Origin of the sequence: Allostigmatella hybrida (assembly GCF_020103775.1) — a bacterium.
Taxonomy (GTDB): domain Bacteria; phylum Myxococcota; class Myxococcia; order Myxococcales; family Myxococcaceae; genus Hyalangium; species Hyalangium aurantiaca.
Genome location: NZ_JAHXBH010000015.1, coordinates 96,353 through 116,554, shown reverse-complemented (window position 1 = coordinate 116,554; position 20,202 = coordinate 96,353). Strand labels below are relative to the sequence as shown.

Annotated in this window: 14 protein-coding genes; 6 read left to right on the top strand and 8 right to left on the bottom strand. The window is 71.5% G+C overall.

From position 1 onward, the window contains the following. Positions 1-5: 5 nt before the first annotated feature. Positions 6-1,193: a carbohydrate-binding family 9-like protein gene (locus KY661_RS22300; RefSeq protein ID WP_225412140.1), complete on the bottom strand. Its 1,188-nt coding sequence runs from the start codon at positions 1,191-1,193 to the stop codon at positions 6-8. Positions 1,194-1,310: 117 nt separating this feature from the next. Here KY661_RS22300 and KY661_RS22295 point away from each other — a divergent pair, with 117 nt between their 5' ends. The 4 genes from KY661_RS22295 to KY661_RS22280 all read left to right on the top strand — a co-directional run bounded on the left by KY661_RS22295 (position 1,311) and on the right by KY661_RS22280 (position 4,482). Next, the gene (locus tag KY661_RS22295; protein WP_225412139.1) at positions 1,311-2,102 is read left to right on the top strand and encodes an RICIN domain-containing protein; all 792 of its coding nucleotides are present in this window, start codon (positions 1,311-1,313) and stop codon (positions 2,100-2,102) included. Positions 2,103-2,138: 36 nt separating this feature from the next. Then, positions 2,139-2,564 carry a translation initiation factor gene (locus KY661_RS22290; protein WP_225412138.1) on the top strand — a complete coding sequence of 142 codons (426 nt, stop codon included), beginning with the start codon at positions 2,139-2,141 and terminating at the stop codon, positions 2,562-2,564. A 16-nt stretch (positions 2,565-2,580) separates the two neighbouring features. Then, the gene (locus KY661_RS22285; protein WP_225412137.1) at positions 2,581-3,549 is read left to right on the top strand and encodes a D-2-hydroxyacid dehydrogenase; all 969 of its coding nucleotides are present in this window, start codon (positions 2,581-2,583) and stop codon (positions 3,547-3,549) included. Positions 3,550-3,669: 120 nt separating this feature from the next. Then, the gene (locus tag KY661_RS22280; RefSeq protein WP_225412136.1) at positions 3,670-4,482 is read left to right on the top strand and encodes an FHA domain-containing protein; all 813 of its coding nucleotides are present in this window, start codon (positions 3,670-3,672) and stop codon (positions 4,480-4,482) included. Between the two features lie 6 nt (positions 4,483-4,488). Here the strand turns inward: KY661_RS22280 and KY661_RS22275 are convergent, their stop codons facing one another. The 5 genes from KY661_RS22275 to KY661_RS22255 all read right to left on the bottom strand — a co-directional run bounded on the left by KY661_RS22275 (position 4,489) and on the right by KY661_RS22255 (position 14,496). Beyond that, positions 4,489-4,920 carry a PH domain-containing protein gene (locus KY661_RS22275; protein ID WP_225412135.1) on the bottom strand — a complete coding sequence of 144 codons (432 nt, stop codon included), beginning with the start codon at positions 4,918-4,920 and terminating at the stop codon, positions 4,489-4,491. Between the two features lie 73 nt (positions 4,921-4,993). Next, positions 4,994-6,295 carry a tetratricopeptide repeat protein gene (locus KY661_RS22270; protein ID WP_225412134.1) on the bottom strand — a complete coding sequence of 434 codons (1,302 nt, stop codon included), beginning with the start codon at positions 6,293-6,295 and terminating at the stop codon, positions 4,994-4,996. Between the two features lie 30 nt (positions 6,296-6,325). Then, entirely contained in the window at positions 6,326-7,636 is a 1,311-nt protein-coding gene (locus KY661_RS22265) for an adenylosuccinate synthase (protein ID WP_225412133.1), read from the bottom strand. A gap of 12 nt (positions 7,637-7,648) precedes the next feature. Beyond that, positions 7,649-11,284 (bottom strand): UvrD-helicase domain-containing protein, encoded by a 3,636-nt coding sequence (locus KY661_RS22260; RefSeq protein ID WP_225412132.1) that lies wholly within the window; start codon positions 11,282-11,284, stop codon positions 7,649-7,651. Further along, complete coding sequence (locus KY661_RS22255) at positions 11,281-14,496, bottom strand: PD-(D/E)XK nuclease family protein (protein WP_225412131.1); 3,216 nt, start codon at positions 14,494-14,496, stop codon at positions 11,281-11,283. The genes KY661_RS22260 and KY661_RS22255 overlap by 4 nt, the downstream gene beginning before the upstream one ends. A gap of 49 nt (positions 14,497-14,545) precedes the next feature. On the opposite strand from KY661_RS22255, the gene KY661_RS22250 reads away from it, so the two are divergent. Continuing rightward, complete coding sequence (locus tag KY661_RS22250; protein WP_225412130.1) at positions 14,546-15,424, top strand: phosphatase PAP2 family protein; 879 nt, start codon at positions 14,546-14,548, stop codon at positions 15,422-15,424. Positions 15,425-15,584: 160 nt separating this feature from the next. Beyond that, the gene (locus tag KY661_RS22245; protein ID WP_225412129.1) at positions 15,585-16,016 is read left to right on the top strand and encodes a CBS domain-containing protein; all 432 of its coding nucleotides are present in this window, start codon (positions 15,585-15,587) and stop codon (positions 16,014-16,016) included. Between the two features lie 25 nt (positions 16,017-16,041). Here the strand turns inward: KY661_RS22245 and KY661_RS22240 are convergent, their stop codons facing one another. Beyond that, entirely contained in the window at positions 16,042-16,959 is a 918-nt protein-coding gene (locus KY661_RS22240) for a metallophosphoesterase (protein WP_225412128.1), read from the bottom strand. 155 nt (positions 16,960-17,114) lie between these two features. Beyond that, the gene (locus KY661_RS22235) at positions 17,115-20,078 is read right to left on the bottom strand and encodes a choice-of-anchor D domain-containing protein (protein ID WP_225412127.1); all 2,964 of its coding nucleotides are present in this window, start codon (positions 20,076-20,078) and stop codon (positions 17,115-17,117) included. Positions 20,079-20,202: the final 124 nt, after the last annotated feature.

Here is a 20,202-nt window from a genome sequence, read left to right as displayed (position 1 = left end):
TCCGTTCATTCGAACGTGAGCCATCCAAAGCGGGGCAGTGCGTGGAAGTCCCCGATGAACAACGGGGAAAACGCCTGCCCCTCCACGTTCCGCCGCCCGAGGTGTTCCAGGCGGTAGAGGTTGAAGCGCCAGCGGTCCCCCTTCCGAGGGGGGACGTGGGGCACCTCGGCCAGCCGTGCGAACGGAATCTGCATCTCCACCGTCCAGCCCTCGTCCCGGTCCGCCGGGTTGTCCAGCGTCCCGCGCACCTTCACGGCCGTCTTCATGCCTGAGTCCCAGTTCAGGTCCATGCCCTGCCGCCGCGCGGGGAAGTACGCATCGAAGATGACGTTGTGCGGAGAGACTTGCAGCTCGTTGTAGGTCTTCCCGTCCGCGTTGGCGTCCAGGAAGACCTCCACCACCTCCTGCTCGTAGATGGGCGCATCCCGCGTGAGCAGGGTTCCCCAGATATCGGGGTCCTCCACGTCGAACGCGACGTAGAGCGAAGCCTCGTCGTAGAGCAGCCGCGCCTCCGTCCGCAGCGAGGCGCTCCGCCCATCGAAGCTGCCGCGCAACACCCCGGGGGTGGCCTCTTTCCAGGCCGCGTCGTCCAGCACGCCATCCAGCACCAGGGGCGTGGAGACCCGCTGAACCTTGTACTCGGGGAGCTCGGGCGCCTTACCCAGCTCGGGCCCCAGCAGCCGGTTCGCGCCATCCTGTGCACGCGGATCATCCACCGCGAGGCGCTCGTCCCCTTTCCAGAAGCCGAGCATCACCCGGACGGGCGCGGGCGGCATCTGCACGGTGTGGACGTCCTCGACCACCTTCCCCTGCGGCCATGCGCCCAGGGGGGCCGCCCCGTTCTGGAACTCGTGGTCAGCGTTGACCACCATCTGCCCCGTGTCCGCGTCCACCAGGTGGACGAAGAACCGGAACCCCTCCGGGGGCGGGCGCACCGCCTGAAAGTAATGCGAGAGCTGCACGGCCTGCCCCGGGGAGGGCTGCACGGGGGAGACGCGGGAGCCCAGGTACACCAGCGCGCCACCGCCCAGCGTGGCCCCGCTGCGGAAGGTCAGGTCCGCGGGCGCGGTGTCCCGCGTCTTGATCTGGGCCGAAGCCGCCGGCTTCCGGGAGCGGGGACCGGCCTGTTCGTCCCGGCAAGCGGCGAGAATCAGGCCCAACAGGGGGAGGAAAACCAGGGAAAGAGGACGCATCCGGGAGCGACTTTACGCCCAGGACGCCGCCCACGGCCCGGCCCTTCTGAATTATTTCCCCGCCCGCACAGTCCATTGATCAACGCGGCTCCGAAGGAACCATGCCGGGAGAAACAGATGATGCGCGGTCAGGGTGATGCACGGCGAAGTGATGCAGCGGGACGGGTGGTGCAGGCGTTGAAGTGGCTGACGGCGTGTGCGGCCCTCGTGGTCCCCCTGTCGATGGCGCACGCGGGCTCAAGCCCGCAGCACTACCGGGATGAGTCGAAGAACGCGCGGGGCCCCAACCGCTGCACCCAGGACTCGCACTGTGACGGCCTGCGGACCTGCAGCAGCGCGGGCTGGTGCCAGGGCGAGGCGCGCCCCACGCCCCCTGCCCCGTCCCGCCCTCCTCCTTCGGGAACCCCTCACTACAACGCTCCGCCCCCGAGGCCCGAGCCCCACCGGCCGCCCCTCCCGGAGGGACCGCGGCTGCCCCAGCGCCGGATCCAGCTCCAGAGCCGGTTGGCGGATGTCCTGGCCAGCGTGGAGGACAATGACCGCCGGCAGGGTTCAGCCGCCATCGTGGCCCCGCCCCGCCGGCGCGGCCGTGACAACATGAGCTGGGATCTCATCCCCGCGCCCGGTGGCTTCTACATCCAGAACCGGGAGACGGGACGGGTCCTGGATATCGAAGGGGCCAACCCGAACCCGGCCGCGCACGTCATCACGTGGCCGTACTCCGGGGCGTCCCATCAGCTGTGGCGGTTCGTGCCCTCCCCCGTGCCGGGCTACTTCTACATCCAGAGCCAGCTCAACGGCTTCGTCCTCGACATCGAGGGAGGCAATGCCTCCCACGGCGCCCTCATCGCGTATCCGATGAACCGCCCCGCGTCGGACAACCAGCTCTGGCGGATCGTCCCCCGCTGAAGCGGGGCCCCCCGCATCCATGCCAGAGTGACGGGCATGGCACGCCGGAAACACCCAGGACCGGGAACGCCCCCTCCCGAGGACACGCCCTCCCAGGGCTACCGGGATCCCCAGGACAAGGGGCGCTTCCACAACCCCTTCGCGGCCCTGGCCGCCCAGCGCGAGGCCGTCCCGGGCGCCAAGCCCCAGGTCCGCGCCGAGGACTTTCCCCTCACCCCTCCCACCGAGGGGCCCGCGCTGGCGGTGCTGCGCCTGGAGCAACGCGGGGGACAAGAGGTGACGCTCGTAGAAGGGCTGGAGCTGGCGCCCGACGGGCTGCGGACGTGGCTGGAGGCGCTCCAGCGCGGGCTGGGGTGCTACGGCGAAGTGGCCGGCCCCACGCTCGTGTTGAAAGGCGACCACCGCAGGACGGCGCCCGATCTGCTCCTGCGCCGGGGCGTCAAGCGCGTGCGCCAGGGTTGATATGCTCGGCGGTCCCATGAGCGTCGAGCACCTGCTGGTCCTGGCGGACCCCACCGCGCGTCACCTGGAGCCCCTCCGGCCACTGGCCTCCCGCCTCCACCTCACCGTGGGCGCGTCCGAGGCGGAGCTGGGAGCCGCCATCGAGCAGGCGCAGGTGCTCGTGATCGACTCGCAGAAAAAGGACCTGCTGCGCACGCTGCTGCCCCGGGCGCGGAACCTCCGCTGGATTCACTCTTTGTTCGCCGGCGTGGAGAACCTCCTCTTCGAGGAGCTCATCCAGAGCCCCCTGCCCCTCACCAACTCCAAGGGGGTCTACAGCGGCTCGCTGAGCGAGTTCGCCCTGGCCGCGATGCTGTTCTTCGCCAAGGACCTGCGCCGCCTGGTGCGGCAGCAAGCCGAGGCCCGCTGGCAGCCGTTCACCTCCGTGGAGCTGCGCGGGCAGACGCTCGGCATCCTGGGCTATGGCGACATCGGGCGGGCCGCCGCGCAGCGCGCGAAGGCCTTCGGCATGCGCATCCTGGCCTGCCGGCGCCGGCCCGGGCAGAGCGAGGGAGACCCCTTTGTGGAGGCGGTGTTTCCGCTCGAGCGCCGGCAGGAGATGATCGCCGCCTCGGACTACCTGCTCCTGGCCATGCCGAACGCCCCCGGAACCCAGCGCATGATGGGGGAAGCGGAGCTGAAGGCCCTGAAGCCGCACGCGGTGCTGATCAACGTGGGCCGGGGGAGCACCGTCGATGAACCCGCGCTGGTGCGCGCCCTGGAACAGGGCCGCCTGCGGGGCGCCGCGCTGGACGTCTTCGAGACCGAGCCGCTGCCGGCGGGGCACCCCTTCTGGCGGCTCGAGAACGTCCTGCTCTCGCCCCACTGCGCCGACCACACGCCCACCTGGCGGGAGGATGCCGTGGCCTTCTTCCTGAAGAACCTGGAGCGCTTCGAGGCCGGTGCGCCCCTGCTGAACCTCGTCGACAAGCACGCGGGGTATTGAGGCGGCCCCGGCGTCCCGGAAGCGGGACGGGTCCGTCCAGAAAGGAGACGGGGCGGAGCGCCAATCCCCTGGAAGCACTCGCGGGGCGCTTCGGCACCTGGGTTGCTCCCCGGCCCGGGCATGCGCTTCGAATTCGAGCACCTGGGAAGCCTCACCCCGTTCGAGCTGGCGGAGGGCCAGCACCTCCTGGGCGGAGGACCGGAGGACCCCATCCGCCTGGAGGGCCTTCCCCCCGGGCTCCTGACCCTCCACATCGAAGGTCCCCGGCTGACCGTGACCGCCCTGCAGCCCATCACCGTGAACGGCGTCCTCGTGCCGTCCGGCCTGCGCCGGCTCGTGCTCCCCGGCGAGGTGATGGGCCTGCCCCAGGAGATGCGCCTCAAGGCCGTTGCGCCGCCCCCGGAGGCCGAACGTCCCCTGAGCACCGTGGCCGTGTTGAAGCACCTGCTGACCGATGCGGAGGAGCTTCCCCCCTCCCAGGCCGCCACCCTCACCTGCCTCACCGGGCTCGACACGGGCCGCGTCTTCCCCCTGGCGGGCGCGAGGACGGACATTGGCCGGGGCACCGGCGTGGACCTTCACATCCGGGACCGGACCGTTTCCCGCGCCCACGCCCGCCTGTGCTGGGACGGCACCACGTACACCGTGGCCTCCTTGAGCCCCCACAACGGCCTCTACGTGAATGGCCGGAAGGTGAGGCAGCCCCTCGCCCTCGGCAGGGGTGACGTCATCGAGCTGGGGCAGACCCTCTTGCGGTTCCAGGCGGCCGTCGAAGTCCCCCTCCCGGAGACCCCTCCGGACGCGGGGGAACCGCCCGCGCCAGAGCTTGACGCAGCGCAGCAAAGCCGGTTTCAAGGCGACGGGTGGTTCCTCGGCATGGGGGCGGTGATGGCCCTCACGGGGATTCTCGTCACCTATGCCCTGCTGGGCTGAGCGGGCTCAGAGCGCCTGCGCCGAGAGCCCCGCGCGCTCCACGAGGAGCGCCGCGAGCCGCCGGTGGTGCACGAAGAAGCTGGTGAAGTGGACAAACCCACCCCGGCCCCGGATGGCGTAGACGGTCACCGGCCCCGGCAACACGTCCACCTTGTGGATGTCCTTGAAGGAGAAGCGCCGGGTACGGACCAGGCCGCGGCAGGTGATGCCGCGCTCGTCCACCACGATGCTGCTGCGCCCGTAATACATCAGCGAGACAGCGAAAAAGACGACGAAGAAGAGCGCCGCGAGGAACGTCTGCAGCGGCACGCCCTCGAAGCTCATCAAATAGACGAGGACGCTGATCCAGAGGAGCCCCGCGCCCGCCATCAGGGCCGCGAGAATCCGCCGTGGACGAAAAACCTGCCGGCCTCCACCCTCGGAAATGCGTCCGTCCATACGGGGAAAGTAAGCGCCGGGGGTGACATGTGCCAGCCGTCCCACCGCGAAATCCGCCCGGCTGCTTTGTCCCTCAACGAAGGCGTTCGGCGGTCTGTCGGGCCTCGGACTGGAGCTCTGGCCGGACGTCCCGGGCGGTGGAGGCCGCGTACCGCTCGTAGTGCGCCCGGGCCTCCGGGGTGCGCCCCAGCATCCGGTAGGCTTCCCCCAGTCCATATAAAGGAGAGGCCAGCTCCGGGGCCAAACGGAGCGAGTACTCGTAGTCCACGGCGGCCTCCGCGTAGCGGCGCAGGCCGATGTAGGCGCTGCCCCGGGCGGTGTATGCCACCGCGAGGGTGGGCTCCAGGACGACAGCCTGGGTGAGGCTCTGGACGGCCCCCGCATAGTCCTCGGCCTGGATGCGCTGAACGCCCTGCTCGTAGAAGCGGCGGCCCTGCGCCCGCGCCGTCTCCGCCACGGGCCCGAAGCCGGGCGCCACCCCCTGGGCCTGCGGGGAGCCGCCCTGCTGCGCCACGCGGCCCTGAGCCCGCGTCACGTTCTCCACCGCGCTCTGGCGGATGGCCTCGTCCGAGGTGAGCTGCGCCACGCGGTTCCACCGCTCGATGGCCTGGCCGTAGTAGCCCAGCACCGCCAGGACGTTGCCCAGCTTGAAGAGCGCCTCCACGTTGCCCCCGTCCGCGTGGACCGCGTCGAGGAAGGCGAAGGCCGCTTCCCGGTACCGGCGCTCCTTGAGGAGCGCATCCCCGTCCCGGACCCGGCTGAGCGACAGCCCCGGGTGGGGCGTGAAGCCCGGGGACGCGGACGCCCGCGCCGCCCCGGGGGCCGTGGGCGCCGTCCGGGGTTGAGGCCGCAGCGCCGCCACGTGTTCGCGCGCCTGCTCCACCCACTTCTGCTCGCTGGGGCGCTTCTCCTTGGCGAGGTACGTCTCGTAGGCGGCGAGGGCCTTGGCGTTCTGGCCCTGCTGGCGGTAGCTCTCCCCGAGCCCGTAGTGGCCGTCCGGATCCTCGGGCGCGAGCTGGGTGTAGCGCTCGTAGGCCCGCACCGCCGTGGCGAAGTCCCCCGCCTTGCGCGCCGCGTAGCCCAGGTTGAACCACGCGGACTTGAACTCCGGGTCCGCCTCGGTGGCGGAGCGGAACAGGGCCGAGGCCTCAATGGCCTGGCCCTGCTTGAAGAGGGTGTTGCCCAGGCCGTTGAGCGCCGGGGCCCAGTTGGGATGCTCCGTGAGCGCCTGCCGGTAGGCCACCGCCGCCTCGCCGAGCTGGTTCTCCGCGAGCGCCTTCTCCCCCCGCTCGAACGCGGCCTGAGCGGGCTCCGAGGGCGCCGCCGCCCCCAGGAGCACCACCACGAGGACGATAAGGATGCCGCGAGCCACCATGGCCTTGCCTGATCGGACGGGAAACGCCCCTCAGCTCCGGAACGGGTTCTGCAGCAGCACCGTCTCGCCGCGGTCCGCGCCCACCGAGATGCAGGTGACGGGCACGCCGGAGATCTCCTCCACCCGGCGCACGTAGCGCTTGGCGCTCTCCGGCAGCTCGTCGAAGGTGCGCACGCCGGTGAGCTTCTCCTCCCAGCCGGGCAACGTCTCGTAGACGGGCTTCACGCGGCCCAGGTCCTCGTAGTCGCCCGGCAGCTCGGAGATGCGCTGGCCGTCCAGCTCGTACGCGTTGCACAGCTGCAGCGTCTTGATGCCCGACAGCACGTCCAGCTTCGTGAGGGCCAGGCTGCTCAGGCCGTTGACGCGCACCGCGTAGCGCAGCACCACGCCGTCCAGCCAGCCACACCGGCGGGGACGCCCCGTGGTGGCGCCGAACTCATCGCCCACGCGGCGCAGCTGGTCGCCCAGCGTGTCGCTCAGCTCCGTGGGGAACGGGCCGCCGCCCACGCGCGTGGTGTAGGCCTTGCTGATGCCCATCACCTTGTCGATGGCCGTGGGGCCCAGCCCCGAGCCCACCGCCGCGTTGCCCGCCACGCAGTTGGAGCTGGTGACGTACGGGTAGGTGCCATGGTCCACATCCAAGAGCGTGCCCTGGGCGCCCTCGAAGAGGATGCGCGCGCCGCGCGCCATCTGGCCCGCCAGGAACAGCGAGGCATCGCCCACGTGGGGACGGAGCTTCTCGCCCAGGCTGGCGAAGTCCTCCTGGATCTTCGCGGCGTCCAGCTCGGGCACCGGCTCGCCCGCCTTCTGGCACAGCTCGCGCAACTCCTCCAACGCCTGCGGAAGCCGCTCGTCGATGCGCTTGCGCAGCCGCTCGGGCTGCAGCAAGTCCCGGACGCGGATGCCCCGCCGGGCCACCTTGTCCTCGTAGGCGGGCCCGATGCCCCGCCCCGTCGTCCCAATGGCACTGCCGCCCCGGGCCTTCTCGCGGAACACGTCCAGTTGCTTGTGCCACGGGAAGATGACGTGCGCGTTGTCCGAGATGAGCAGGTGCGAGGCCTCCTTCAGGAAGCCGCGCGCCTTGAGCGCATCCATCTCGCCGACGAGCACCGAGGGGTCCACCACCACCCCGTTGCCAATCACACACGTCTTGCCCGGATGAAGGATGCCGGATGGAATCAGGTGCAGAACGGTCTTCTGACCGCCGACGACCAGGGTATGGCCCGCGTTGTTGCCCCCCTGGAAACGCACCACCACCTGGGCGTGCTCCGTGAGCAGGTCAACGACCTTGCCCTTTCCCTCATCTCCCCACTGCGCTCCAACGACGACGACGTTCGGCATGGTGCCGTCGCCTTAGCACGCACGGGGGGAGGGGTGACAGTGTTCCGCGAAGCCACAATGTAGCGCCTGACACGCCGCGGCTTCCCGGCTGGGCCATTCATCTTGCATGCCGGAGCGGACCAGGGCCCGCACCGCCTGCTCCAGCGGCTCGGCGGCCTCCGTCAACCCCCCCGGCAGGGTGAGAAACTCCGGCTCCGGCGAGGGCTCCCCGAGGAAGGCCACCCCGGCCCGGACCGTCACCCCGTCCTGAACCAGGCGCTTCGCGGCCAGCCCCTGCACCACCAATTCGTGCGCGAAGGCCACCGGCCCCAGGGGGTGACGTTTGCCCCGCCGGTAGGCCACCACCCACGCCTCCCCCTCGGGCGTCTCCCAGAGCAGGTCCAGCTCGCCCTCCACGGCCACCTGGCCCTTCGCCCCCGGCAAGGACAGCGCCAGCGAGAAGGTCAGGCCCCGGTGCAGGCGCGACGGGGGACTTGCGGCCAGGAGCCGGGCAAAGGGGGTGTCCAGGAAGCGCTCGGCCATCGCCAGGACCAACTCCATCCCCTCCCCGTCCGGCAGGTGGCCCCACGCCTGAAGGAGGGCTTCCAGGTGCGCCCGGCGCTCCGGCGCGGGCGCGGTGGCCCAGCGGAAGTCCAGCTCCCGGAGCAGCACGGCCCCCATCTGGGAGGCGTCCGGGGCGTGCCCCCAGGCATCGGCCTCGACCCACAGCGGGCGGCGCTTCGCCGGCAGCTCCCACGGGCGCTGGCCGCTCAAGCCAAGCTGGTGGATGTAGCGGTAGCGCCTCGGGCAGACCATGAAGTCCTGGAGCGCCTCGGCCGAGGCCACGGCGGACACCGGCTCCAGGGCGGCCCCGCCGCGCACCCGCTGGATGGCTGCCTCCACCCGCGCCTCGGCTTCCGCGACTTCGTCCGCACCCGGCGGCAGCGGATCCGCGGGCGGTGGCAGGGCCGCCACCTCGATGTCCCGCACCCGGGCCCGCAGCGCCGCGTCCGAGCCCAGGCGCCCATCGAGCATCGTCCACCAAGACAGGGGCACGCGCTTCTCCGCCGTGCCCGAGAGCAGCAGCAGGTCCCTCGCACGCGTGAGCGCCACGTAGAGCAAGCGCCGGTACTCGGCCAGCCCTCGCGTATCCAGTTCGTCCTTCACCGCCTCGAAGCGGGTGGAGCTGAAGCTCTCCAGGGAGTCCTGCAGCCATGGCCGCAAGACCAGGCCGTGCGTCCGCTCGAAGTGAATCCGTCCGCTCTCGGAGCGCCGCTTGCCGCCCAGCCCTGGCACCACGACGATGGGCCACTCCAGGCCCTTCGCCCGGTGGATGGTGAGCAGTTGCACCGCGCGCGGGTCTCCCGCGTCCAGCAGGTCCGCTTGCGCCTCGGTCGGATCCGACTCGACGAGCATGCGCAGCTCCCGGGCGAACGCCACGCACCCGCCCGTGCCGCGCTCGTCGCGCCGGCCCGCGAGCGCCAGCAGCTTGTCGATGTTGGCGCTGGCCTGCTCCGCGTACGGGGTTCCCGCCATGGCCTCGCGGTAGCCCGTGACGTCCATGGCCACCTGAAGCAGGGCCTTCACGCCCAGCCGGTCCCGCTCCCGCCGCAGCGAGGGAAGCGCCGTCAGGAAGCGCTCCAGCCGCAGCCGCTCGCTGGGCTCCAGCTCGCACGTGGCGAGGTCCTTCTGCTCTACGCCCGCCAGCGTCAGGCCCTTCTCCCCCGACAGCCGGAAGAGCGCGGCATCCGACAGCCCCACCAGGGGCGAGCGCAGCACCGCCGCCAGCGCGAGCGCGTCCTCCGGATCCGCCAGGAGCGCCAGCAGGGAGGCCAGATCCAGCACCTCCTGGGCCCCATAGAAGCCGCGTCCTCGCAGCACCCGGTGCGGCACGCCATGGCGGATGAGCGCCTGGCGGTACACCTCCAGGTGGGTGAAGGTTCGCAGGAGGATGGCCACGTCGCCGCCGCGCGCGGGGCGCAGGCGCTGGCCATCCTCGTGGGCCACGCACGGGGGTGCGCCCGGCGCCAGCAGCAGGCGCAGCCGCCGGGCCACCGCGTCGGCGTCCAGCTCGCGCGCCCCCGACGCGGTCTCCGCCTCGCCGATGAGCAGCCGCTCCACCGCGGGCTCCGGGGAGAACTCCGGGCGCACCGGCGACAGATCGTCCTCCTCGGAGACGTACGCCACCTCGTACGGGCGTGGGGGCTGGCCCGCCACCAGCACCCCCGCGAAGGCGCGGTTGAAGAAGTCCAGCAGCGCCGGTACCGAGCGGCGGTTGTGCTGGAGAAAGCCCTTCTGGCCTCCCTCGGCGACAATCTTCTCCGCCAGCGCCGCGAAGACGGAGACGTCCGCGCCCCGGAACTCGTAGATGGACTGCTTGCGGTCGCCCACCGCGCACAGGAACGCGGGCTCCAGCGGGAGCGCGGCGCGCAGGTCCTCGTCCGGGCGCACCGTCCGGGGGCCTCCGTCCCGTTGCTCCGACAGCAGCAGCACCAGCTCGAGCTGGAGCCGGTTGGTGTCCTGGAACTCGTCCACCAGCAGCGCCCCCATCCGCTCCTGCACCTGGCGGCGGAAGGTGGGGTGGTCCCTCAGCAAGTCCCTCGCCTTTACCAACAAGGCGGTGAAGTCGAAGACGTTGCGGCGGGTGAACTCGGTCTCGTGGCGCACCTCGACCTGGCCGAGCAGCACGCGGAAGGTGCTCTCGAATGGCACCGTGCGCCAGGCCGCGTACGCGTCCTCGAACCGCAGCACCGAGCCGTCGCTCTTGCCGAACACGAGCCAGTACAGCGCCCGGATGGGGCTCGCCGCGCCCTTGCTCAGCCGCGCGAAGTTGCGGCCATCCGCCAGGAACGCGGCCTTGAGCGCGGGCAGCCGGTCCGCTTCGGGGAAGTTCTCCGGCGTCATCCCCTCCAGCGCGCGCTCGCAGGCCTCGCGCAGCAGGCGCCACTCGCCCTTCGCATCCAGCTCCCTCGCCGAGGCACAGTGCTTCAAGCCCTCGCCGAAGAGCGCTTCCAGCACGGCACGGGCCTCCGCGATGCGTGAGATGGGCGCGGTCTCCGCCCGGAGCCCCTCCTCGCGCAGCTTGGCGTAGACCTGCCGCAGCGAACTCACGAGGCCCTCGGAGAACCCGGAGCCCGAGAAGGTCAGCTCCTGGCACAGCTCGCTCACTTCCAGGCTGCCCTTCTCCAGCGCGTCCAGCACCACGCGCTCGCACACGTCCTGCACGAGGCTGCTCGCCTCCAGCTCGTCGAGCACCTCGAAGGCCGGATCAATCCCCAGGCCCGCGGGCGCGCGGCGCAGGAGCTGTCCACAGAGCGAGTGGAAGGTGCCCACCGTGGCCGCGCCCAGCTCCTCGCGCAGGGCCCGCCAGGTGTCCTGCGTGGGAAAGGGGCGGCTCAGCCGCTCCAGCGAGGCGCGCAGCTCCGGCTCCTTCGCCTCCGCCTGGGCGAGCGCGTCCAGGCGCGCGCGGGTGCGCGAGCGCATCTCCGCCGCCGCCTTGTCGGTGAAGGTCAACATGCACAGCTTCGCGGGCCGCAGCGCCGGGCCCGCTTCCCGCGCGCCCGCCAGCAGGTGCAGCACCATCGTCACCAGGCTGTACGTCTTGCCCGCGCCCGCGCCCGCCATCAGCGCGAGGTTCTGCTCCAGGGCCAGGGGCGATGCGGTGCTCAAACGCCCTCCTCCACCACGCGCCGCTCGGTGATGCGGCACACCGCCCGGTAGCCGCAGCTGCCGCAATCCTTCGGGCGCATGCCGAACTGGCCCTTCCGGGCCGTGGCCACCAGCTGCTCCACCGCGTTCGCCAAGTTGGGCTTCTCTTCCTCGGCCAGCCGGGCGCGGATGGCTGGGTCCGTGGCCAGCATGTCCTCCAGTTCCTCAGTGGAGACCACCTCGGACAGGTGCACCGTCGTCCCCGTGCGGAGCGAGAACCAGGCCGCGTTGCGCGCCTCCCGGTGGCCGCTGGCCCGCGCCGCGTAGAGGTACAGCGGGAGCTGGAAGTCCGAGGACAGGAGCTTCTGTTTCAGCTCCCGCTTGTCCAGGCGCCCCGACTTGTAGTCGATGACGCCCACGTCGCCCGCGCTCAGATCCAGCCGGTCGATCTTCCCCTCGAAGTGGATGGCCTCCTCGCCCGCCAGGAGCGACACCTGCTTCCACGTCTCCCGGATGGCTTGCGGGCCGAACTTCAGCTCGAACTCCTCGGGCATGTAGCGCTCGAAGGGCATCCCCCGGCGCTCGTCCGCGAGGATGCGCCGCGCCATGGCCCGGGCCCGCTCCTTGGCGAGCTTCCACAGCTCCGGATGGCCCACGTGGTTGCGCTGCTCGAAGTAGAGCACCGCCTTGGCCAGCGAGGCATCCAGCACCTCCTCCGGGATTTCGTCCAAGCCTTTGCCGAGCAACCCCTGCTCCCGGAGCCGCTTGAACACTTCCTCCAGCACCCGGTGCCAGAAGGTTCCCCGGCCGCGCGCATCGAACTCCTCGCCCGGCTGATCCGGCTCGGCCACCTTCAGCCCGTACGTGAGGAAGCCCTGGAAGCCACAGTTTCCAAACCGGGCCAGCGCCGAGGCCGACAGGGGCCGGGTCTCATCGAAGCGGAACGTCTCCCGCAGCGCCACGTCCAGCCCCGGGCCCGCGATGTGTCCCGTGTAGGGGCCCACCCGGTTGGCCGGGTTGCTGAAGAAGTGCAGGCGTTCAACCTCCACGTGCGCCAGCTCCTTCACGCTGGCGAACCACGCCTCGACCGCGAAGCGCCGGCGCAGCAAGGGCCCCGCCACATCCGGCTCGGTCACGCGCAGCCGGGCGGACGCGAGCGTCTCCAGGGCCACGCGCTGGCGCAGCTCGGACTCCGTGAGCACGTCGTCCAACGGGGGCACGGCCATCAGCGCCCGCGCCTCCCAGCCCTTGCCCGTGAGCCGGCGGAGCTCCTCCAGGAACCCGGAGGGCACCTGCTCCTGCCCGCCCACGCCCGTCGCCGGGAAGGACAGGCTCACCTGCTCCTCCGCCGCCACCAGCGCGCTGGCGAAGAGCAGCCGGTCCTCGGCGAGGCGCCACGGCGCGCGGTCCTCGAACTCGCCGCCGGTGAGCCGGAAAACTTCCCGCCCCAGGTGCTTGTTCAGCTCCACCCGGTCGGCATCCCCCAGCAAGGGATTGGGCGCCTCGTGTCCCGGGAAGCGGCCCTCCGTCATCCCCGCCAGGAACAGGTGGCCGAACGTCCGGCCCGCCAGCTCGCGGATGTCCAGCACCTCCACCGCGCCGGCGGCGGGCCCCCGGGGCGGCAGGTACACGTCCCGCATCGCGTCCAGGAGCCACCGGCCGAAGGTGCGCCGGGCCAACCTCGGGCCGCCGTCCACCGTCCGCAGCGTGCGCTCCAGCTCCCCTACCCGGAGGCTCAGTGCCTGGCGCGCGGCATCGTCCCGGGAGCGGGCCTCCAGCCCGTGCAGCCCCAGGGCATCGTCCCGCAGGGGCTCCAGCTCCCCTTCCGAGTCCGTGAGCCCCAGTTGCCGCACGGCCTGCCACCACGCCCCGAGCAGTTCCAGCGCGCTGCCCGACTCGGGGATGCGGCGGCACTCCTCCATCAGCCGCAGGCAACGCTCCCGGAGCAGCCGCACGGCGTGGGCCCGCTCGTCGTGGGCCGCCACCATCCGGCGCGCCAGCCCCTCCAGCCGCACGTCATACGCGCCCTTGCCCCGCGAGGCCCCCAGCCGGTCGTCCCGCACCGCGGCCAGGGTGAAGAGCGTCGCCGGGGCCTCGGGTGCGCCGCGCGAGAGGATGGGCGCGTACCGGCTCGCCACCAGCTCCGCCACGCGCTCGGCCGGAAAACCATCCTCGGCCAGCAGGGGCAAGTCCAACGCCAGCCGCACCGGGCCCGCCAGCGCGAGCGGCTCGCCATACGGCAGCCTCACGGGTACGCCCAGCTCGCCCAGCGCCTCCGCCAACCACCGCGCCTCCGGCCCCGGCTCCCGCCAGGCCACGGCGATCCGGGCCGGTTCGACGCCCTCGGCCACCAGCCGGCGCACGTCCCGGGCGATCTGCCGGGCCTCGTCCTGGGCCGAGCCCACGCTCCACATGCGCAAGGGGCCCGCTGCGGCCTCCAGCGCCCCGCGCGCCACGCCCGCGGAGAAGAGGTGGCGTCCCAGCTCGGCCAGGGGCCGGGCCTCGAAGGTCAGGTCCGCCTTGAAGAGATCGACCTGGCTCAGGGCCTCCCCCTGGTTCTCGAAGGCCCGGAACAGGCCCGCCAGCGCCGCGTCCGCCACGGGCGAGCCGCCCACGGGCGTCTCCACCCGCAGGGCCACCTGGCGCTTCTCGCACACCGCCGCCAGCGCCAGGAGCAGCTCCAGCCCCGAGGGCCGCACGTCGTACAGGCCGTGCAGCACGAGCGTGTCCACGTCCTCCCAGGCCGCGGGCCACGTGCCCGCCTTCAGCGCCTGGAGCGAGCCGCGCAGCACGTCCTCGCGGTCCGCCAGCCCCAGGGCCTCCATGCGCCGGACATAGCCGTCATACACCCGGGCGAGCACCCGGAGCCGGGGCCGGCGCTCCTGCGGCAGCAGCTCCGCGGCGTCCTGAATCTCCCGGGGCGTCAACCGGCCCGCCTTCATGTCGAGCACGAGCTCCAGCGCGGCACGGGCGAAGGCGGGCTCCTGGACGAAGGCACCAAAGGGCGTCTCGCCCAGTCCCTGGGCCAGCGAGCCCATCACCACGCGCGCGGCCGAGGCCGGGCACGGCCTGCGCTTCAGCGCCCGGGCGCCACCCAGCGCGTTGACGAATTCGTCCCAGGTGAGACAACCCGCCGCCCGCACGAAGCCGTGGCTTTCACGTGTCGCGCGCAGCACTTGCTGGCGCCGGTTCGCGTCGGGGAAGACCTGGAGGGTGCGGCCGGGACGGGGCATTCGGAGTGGATTCTAGAACGCGTGAAGGGCCCCCGCTTATGCTCCATTCGTGCTTTCCGCCCAACTCCTTCTCGCGGTCGTCCCCCTGCTCTCCTCGGTTCCCCTGAGCCCGGACGCCCGGCCCTCTTCCGGGCAGGCGCCCGGTTTTCACGAACTGCGCTTCGACTGGAAGCAGGATGGCGCCCTCATGGGCGCGGCGACGGTGCTGCTCGTGGGCAGCGAAGTCCTCTTCAAGGAGGACCTGGCCCCCGCGACGTGCCGCTGGTGCGACCGGGCCGCCGATGGCACGGACTCGCTCAACCGGCTGGACCGCTGGGGACGCGGGCTCACCGGCACCACCGGGGCGCAGCGCCAGCGCGCGGGCAACTGGAGCAACATCGTGGGCGGACTGCTGCCCCTGGGCACGCTGGGGGCGCACTACGCCTTCTCGCGGCAGGCGGGGGCCTCCGGCGCCGTGTTTCTCCAGGACACGGGCATCATCGTCGAGTCGGTCCTGCTGAGCGCGGTGCTCAACCAGGCCACGAAGTTCATCGCGGGCCGGGAGCGGCCCTTCGTCCACGCCCTGCCCGAGGCCCAGAAGCCCTTCACGGAGCACCCCTCGGACAACAACCTCTCCTTCTACAGCGGCCACACCAGCATGATGTTCTCGCTGGTGGTGTCCGCGGGCACCGTGGCCCACCTGCGCGGCTACCCGCACCAGCCCTGGGTCTGGGCGGTGGGGCTGCCCCTGGCCACCTCCGTGGGCCTGCTGCGAATGGGCGCTGGCAAACACTACCTGACCGATGTGGCCGTGGGCGCGGCGCTGGGGACGGCCTCCGGGCTCGCGGTGCCCCTGTTGCTGCACGGGCGCACGTCTTCGACCCCCGAAGGGCTGTCCCTCCAGGTGACGGCAGGGCCCCGGGGCGCGGCGGTCGCGGGGCGCTTCTAGCCCTGGCCGCTCCGCGGCCTGTGGCACCAGCGTGTCACCGGACGTGTTCTCTACAAGATGCCTCGCGGCGTCCCGGAAACATTTATTTCAAGACGGGTTGTTCCCCCCCAGCCAGCGCCCCACCTTCCCGGGGCAGACGCTTGAAACGGGGGAGGAAGACATGAAGCTGAGCGCGGTGATGAATCCGGATGTGCGTCCTATCAGCCCGGAACAAACGCTGACCGAGGCCGCCCTGCGCATGCGGCAACAGGGCTCAGGACTTCTTCCCGTGTGCAACAGCCGGAAAATCGTGGGCCTGCTCACCGACCGCGACATCGTGTTCCAGGCCATCGCGGAGCGGCTCGATCCCCAACAGACCCGGGTGGGCGAAATCCTCGGGGACGCGGCCCCCTGCTACGCCTTCGAGGACGATGAGCTGGCCACCGCCGCCCAGCTCATGGCCGAACACCACCTCCACTACCTGCCCGTCCTCGACCGGGACCAGAACCTCGTGGGCATGGTGTCGCTCGACGACATTGCCCGCGAGGCGCTGGACGCGCCCTCGGGCCCCCACGAGCTTCCCCTCTCGGGGCTGACCGTGAACCATCACTGAGGGCCGGGCTTCGGCCCCCCGCGGCTCACCCCAGCTCCCGCTCCTCTTCCGGCAAGGCGGCGTGGGGCCCTGCCGCGGGCAGCGATTGAAGGTTCCACGGCGCCCCGGCCTGCCAGGCCACCGCGCCGGACAGGCCCCAGCCTCCGCGCACGGGCTCGCGGTTCTCGAACTCCAGCCAGAACACCGCCTCATCCGGCCGCGCCGCCTGATCCAGACAGGCAATGCGCGTCACCGGCCGTCCACCCTCGCCGCCCAGGGACACCGCGAAGCCCTTGTGGGAGTGGCCACAGAACATCCACTTGGGCCGCAGCGTGTCCACCAACCGGCGCGTGATGGGATTGCCAATCCAATACGACGGCAGGGGCCGGGTTGACGGGGCGTTCTCGTCCCGCGCCCGCTGCACGATGCCCCGGGGCCACTCGTGCACCAGCAGCAGGTCCACGTCCCGCGCGTGCATGACCCGCTCGACTTCCGGCGCGCGGAAGTAACCGGCCTGCTTCGCCGTATCGAGCGCCCGGGGCCGCTTGAGCGGCTGCTCGAAGAAGCGCGGGGCGTGGATGCCCGAGAGGTACGCCACGCGCAGCCCCCGCAGCGTCTGGAGCCCCGCCCGCCCGAGGTAATACACCTGGGGGGCCAGTTCCATGCCCTCCGGCGCGTCGTGGAGCGCCTCGAAGTCCTCGTTGTTCCCACCGATGAAGTACAGCGGCCGCTTCATCTGCCGCTGCCCATCCGCGTACTCGGCGAACTCGGCGGGCATGAGGCGCTTGGTCATCTTGCGGCGTTGATCATCCGCGCGCCGGAAGGCCTCCACGTCCCCCACCGCCAGCACCATGTCCACCGGCCGGCCCCGCGCCTTCTCCAACACCTCCATCCACGCTTCCACCCGGTGGAAGCGTCCATGGATGTCTCCCACACCCGCGATGAGGAGAGATTGTGTGGACATTGCAGGCCTTCGGCGTGAGCCTTCAAAGTGCCGTGGCCCCCTCCCGCTGTCGAGAGGGATCTCCCTACAGGCGTTGAAAACAGTGCTGAGAGAAAATTAAAGAGAAGGACCCGGGGGGTCCTCTCCTGCGCCTGGGTGCATCCCGACTCCGGGGATCAGCACCCGAGCGGGTACGTGACTTCTACCAGGGCGCCTGGAGGGGGAGCGGCCTGCGCCTCGAAGAGGATGGCGCGGGTGTCTGGGTTGTAATGCCAACCGGACGTCACCGGCACCCCATCCACCGTGACGGAGATCTGCGAGGGATTCTCCGGCTGCTCGGACAGCGGGAAGGAGCGGTTGGGCCCGAAGGTGTTGGACGAGAGCTTCTTGAGGGACTCGGCCCAGTTCGGCGTGCAGATGCTCTCCACGACGCCGCCGGTGGCCTCCGCGAGCTGGATGTAGCGCGCGCCCGAGCTGCTGGCCGTCACGCAGGTGGACAGGTTCGTGGGCCCCACGATGGCCGAGACGCTCAGCTTGGAGGCCTCGTTGTTCTTCAGCGCGCGGAGGTACGTCTCGTAGAAGGCCACCGGCTGGGGGGAGAAGTCCTCCTCGTCGGTGAGGAAGATGAGCGCCAGCCGCGCGTCCTCGCGCAGGAAGCCGCCGTTGCCGTCCGCGGCCTGCGCGGTGCGCGGATCATCCGTGTTGTGCAGCAGCGGCTGGGACAGGGCCCGGTAGGCGGCCTCCAGCCCCTGCTCGTTCCAGTGGCACACGCCCACCTGCGTGTTGTGGGCGAAGACGGACGAGGCGTTCGGCGTGGTGGGGGTAATGACCCGCGGCGAGGCGCCATCCACCGGGAAGAGCCGGCCGTTCTCACCGCCCTCGGCGCCGCCCAGGCACGCGGACCAGCCGCCCGGCGAGGCATCCAGGCCCGTGGTGGTGACCCCGATGTGGTAGTCCACGCCCGCGGCGTTGGCGGAGCTCAGGAAGGCGGCGAAGTTGCTGCCCAGGCTCTGCTGCTCCTCCATCATCGAGCCCGAGTTGTCCACGACGAAGAGCACGTCGACCTTGGCCTCGGACTCCTGGAAGAACGTGTCGGTCTGCTCCGCCTTGCTCACGCCCTTGCCCAGCAGGCTCGCGGTGTAGACGGAGTCCGGCCCCAGCTCAAAGCGCAGCGCCGCCGCGTCCACGCCCTCGTTCTCCGGCGCATAGGTGGCGCGCAGCCGGAACTGCCCGCCCGCCTCCAGCGTCACCGGGAAGGTGGGCACCTCCGAGAGCTGGAACTCCGCGCTGTCCTGCTGCACCTGCAGCCCCTGGACGGTGAGCGGGCCCGCGCAGCCGTTGTAGGCGATGAGCTCCTGCGTGCGCGGCGCGCACGTGAGCTGCGAGAGGCCAAACTCCAGGTGCGTGGGCTGAACGGCGAAGCAGCCCTTCACCCCCTCGCCCACCACGTTCACGGTGGGGTGCCCGTTGGACGGATGGTTCACCCAGCCCTCCGCCAGGCCGCCATAGGAGGCCTCCGCCTCCGGCTTGAACCGGACGAGCAGCTGCGCCTTCTGCCCCGGGGCCAGCAGCGAGCCCGTCACCGGCGGGGCGCTGAAGGCCCCGTCCGAGCCCGCCGCGAGCTGCAGCCCCGCGAGGAAGCACTCCGTGGCGCCCGTGTTGCGCACGGAGGTGCCCAGCACCACCTCCGCGCCCACCGGCACCCGGCCGAAGTCGAGCGTGGCCGGGGACACCGCGTACTGGCACGGCGGGAGCGCCTTGCCGTTCCCCTTGAGCGTCACCGCCTCGGTGGAGGTGGTGCCGCCGCTGCGCACGGACACGGAGAGCTGGGCCTCGCCCTGCCCCGCGCCCGCCCGGGGCGTGAAGGTGACGCCCACGGCGGCCGACTGGCCCGGGGCGATGGGGGTGCTCGCGGGCGCCTGGGCCAGCGTGAAGAACCCGCCCTGCCGCGTGTCAATCTGCAAGTCACTCACCAGCACCGGGGCGCGGCAGCGGTTGATGACCTTCACCTCGCGGGTGGCGGACATGCCCTCGGCCACCCCCCCTAAGTCCAGCGCGCGCGGCAGCACCGTCACGCACGAGGAGCCGCCCTCGCCGCTCAGCGCCACCTTGGGCGCGGGCGCGGCCGAGCCGGTGGCCTTCACGTCGATCTCCACCCGCGCCTCGGGAAGCGCGCCGAGCCGCGACGGCGCGAACGCCACGCGGATCTCCGCGGCCTGCCCCGGATTCAGGACACCGCCCGGGGGCACCACCGCGCTCAGCAGGCGGAACTCACCAGAGCCCTCGAGGAGGCGCGCGCCCTGGTAGCTCATGGGCGAGGTGCCCAGGTTGCGCACCATGATGCGCTCCTCGGCCGTGGCCCCCAGCGCCACGTTGCCGAAGTCCACCCGCAGGGGAGAAATATCCAGCTGCGAGGCGATGCCCATGCCCTTGAGCGGCACGGCGATGGGCGCGCAGCCCTCGCACACCTCCACGCTCACCTCGGCGGAGGCCACGCCCAGCCGGCGCGGCTTGAACGCGATGGGCAGGGCCTGCTCCTCGCCCGGCTGCAACATCAGCTCCGGCCCGGCCGTGCTGGAGGAGAACTGATCCGCGTCCGCCCCGGCCATGCGCAGCCGCAGTGGGCTCTCCACGCGGGAGGAATTGCGCAGGCGCAGCGTGAGCACCTGCACGGTGTCAAGCGCCACGTTGCCAAAATCCAGCTCCTGGCTGCGCACCTCGACCCAGGCCTTCACGCCCTGGCCCGCGAAGTTCACCTGCGAGCCCGCGGCCCCGTCCGAGTCCGCGTCCGTGAGGATGTCCACCACGCCCTGCACCGTGCCCTCCACGGCGGGCGAGAAGCGCACCTCCAGCTCGGCCTCGCCCCCCGCGCTCAGCGAGAAGGGCTCGAACGGGGCAATCTCCACGTTGGGCACGCTGGAGGAGGCACCCTCCACGCGCAGCGGGGCCCGGCCCTCATTGGCCACCCGGAGTTTCACCGTCTTGGTGGAGCCGATCGCCGCCGGGCCGAACTCCAGCACCTGGGGCCGTGCGGCGAAGCCCGTGCGCGCGCGGTTGCCGGAGCTCTGCCGGTCACACCCGCTCAGCCCTCCCGCCACGCACGCCCACGCCACCAGCCAAGCCCACCGACGTCCCCACATAAGCGCCGCCTCCCCAGACTCCGTCCTGGAGGGCTGTTGCAACCGGAATGCCCAGGCAGGGAAGCCGGGGGGCCAACCGGGCAAACCACCCGCCAGACTGGGGAAAAAGGCGGGAATGCACAGG

Coding starts and splice junctions, on each gene's coding strand:
- KY661_RS22295 (WP_225412139.1), top strand. CDS start 1,311: ATGATGCGCGGTCAGGGTGATGCACGGCGAAGTGATGCAGCGGGACGG.
- KY661_RS22240 (WP_225412128.1), bottom strand. CDS start 16,959: ATGTCCACACAATCTCTCCTCATCGCGGGTGTGGGAGACATCCATGGA.
- KY661_RS22235 (WP_225412127.1), bottom strand. CDS start 20,078: ATGTGGGGACGTCGGTGGGCTTGGCTGGTGGCGTGGGCGTGCGTGGCG.
- KY661_RS22280 (WP_225412136.1), top strand. CDS start 3,670: ATGCGCTTCGAATTCGAGCACCTGGGAAGCCTCACCCCGTTCGAGCTG.
- KY661_RS22290 (WP_225412138.1), top strand. CDS start 2,139: ATGGCACGCCGGAAACACCCAGGACCGGGAACGCCCCCTCCCGAGGAC.
- KY661_RS22255 (WP_225412131.1), bottom strand. CDS start 14,496: ATGCCCCGTCCCGGCCGCACCCTCCAGGTCTTCCCCGACGCGAACCGG.
- KY661_RS22245 (WP_225412129.1), top strand. CDS start 15,585: ATGAAGCTGAGCGCGGTGATGAATCCGGATGTGCGTCCTATCAGCCCG.
- KY661_RS22270 (WP_225412134.1), bottom strand. CDS start 6,295: ATGGTGGCTCGCGGCATCCTTATCGTCCTCGTGGTGGTGCTCCTGGGG.
- KY661_RS22300 (WP_225412140.1), bottom strand. CDS start 1,193: ATGCGTCCTCTTTCCCTGGTTTTCCTCCCCCTGTTGGGCCTGATTCTC.
- KY661_RS22265 (WP_225412133.1), bottom strand. CDS start 7,636: ATGCCGAACGTCGTCGTCGTTGGAGCGCAGTGGGGAGATGAGGGAAAG.
- KY661_RS22275 (WP_225412135.1), bottom strand. CDS start 4,920: ATGGACGGACGCATTTCCGAGGGTGGAGGCCGGCAGGTTTTTCGTCCA.
- KY661_RS22285 (WP_225412137.1), top strand. CDS start 2,581: ATGAGCGTCGAGCACCTGCTGGTCCTGGCGGACCCCACCGCGCGTCAC.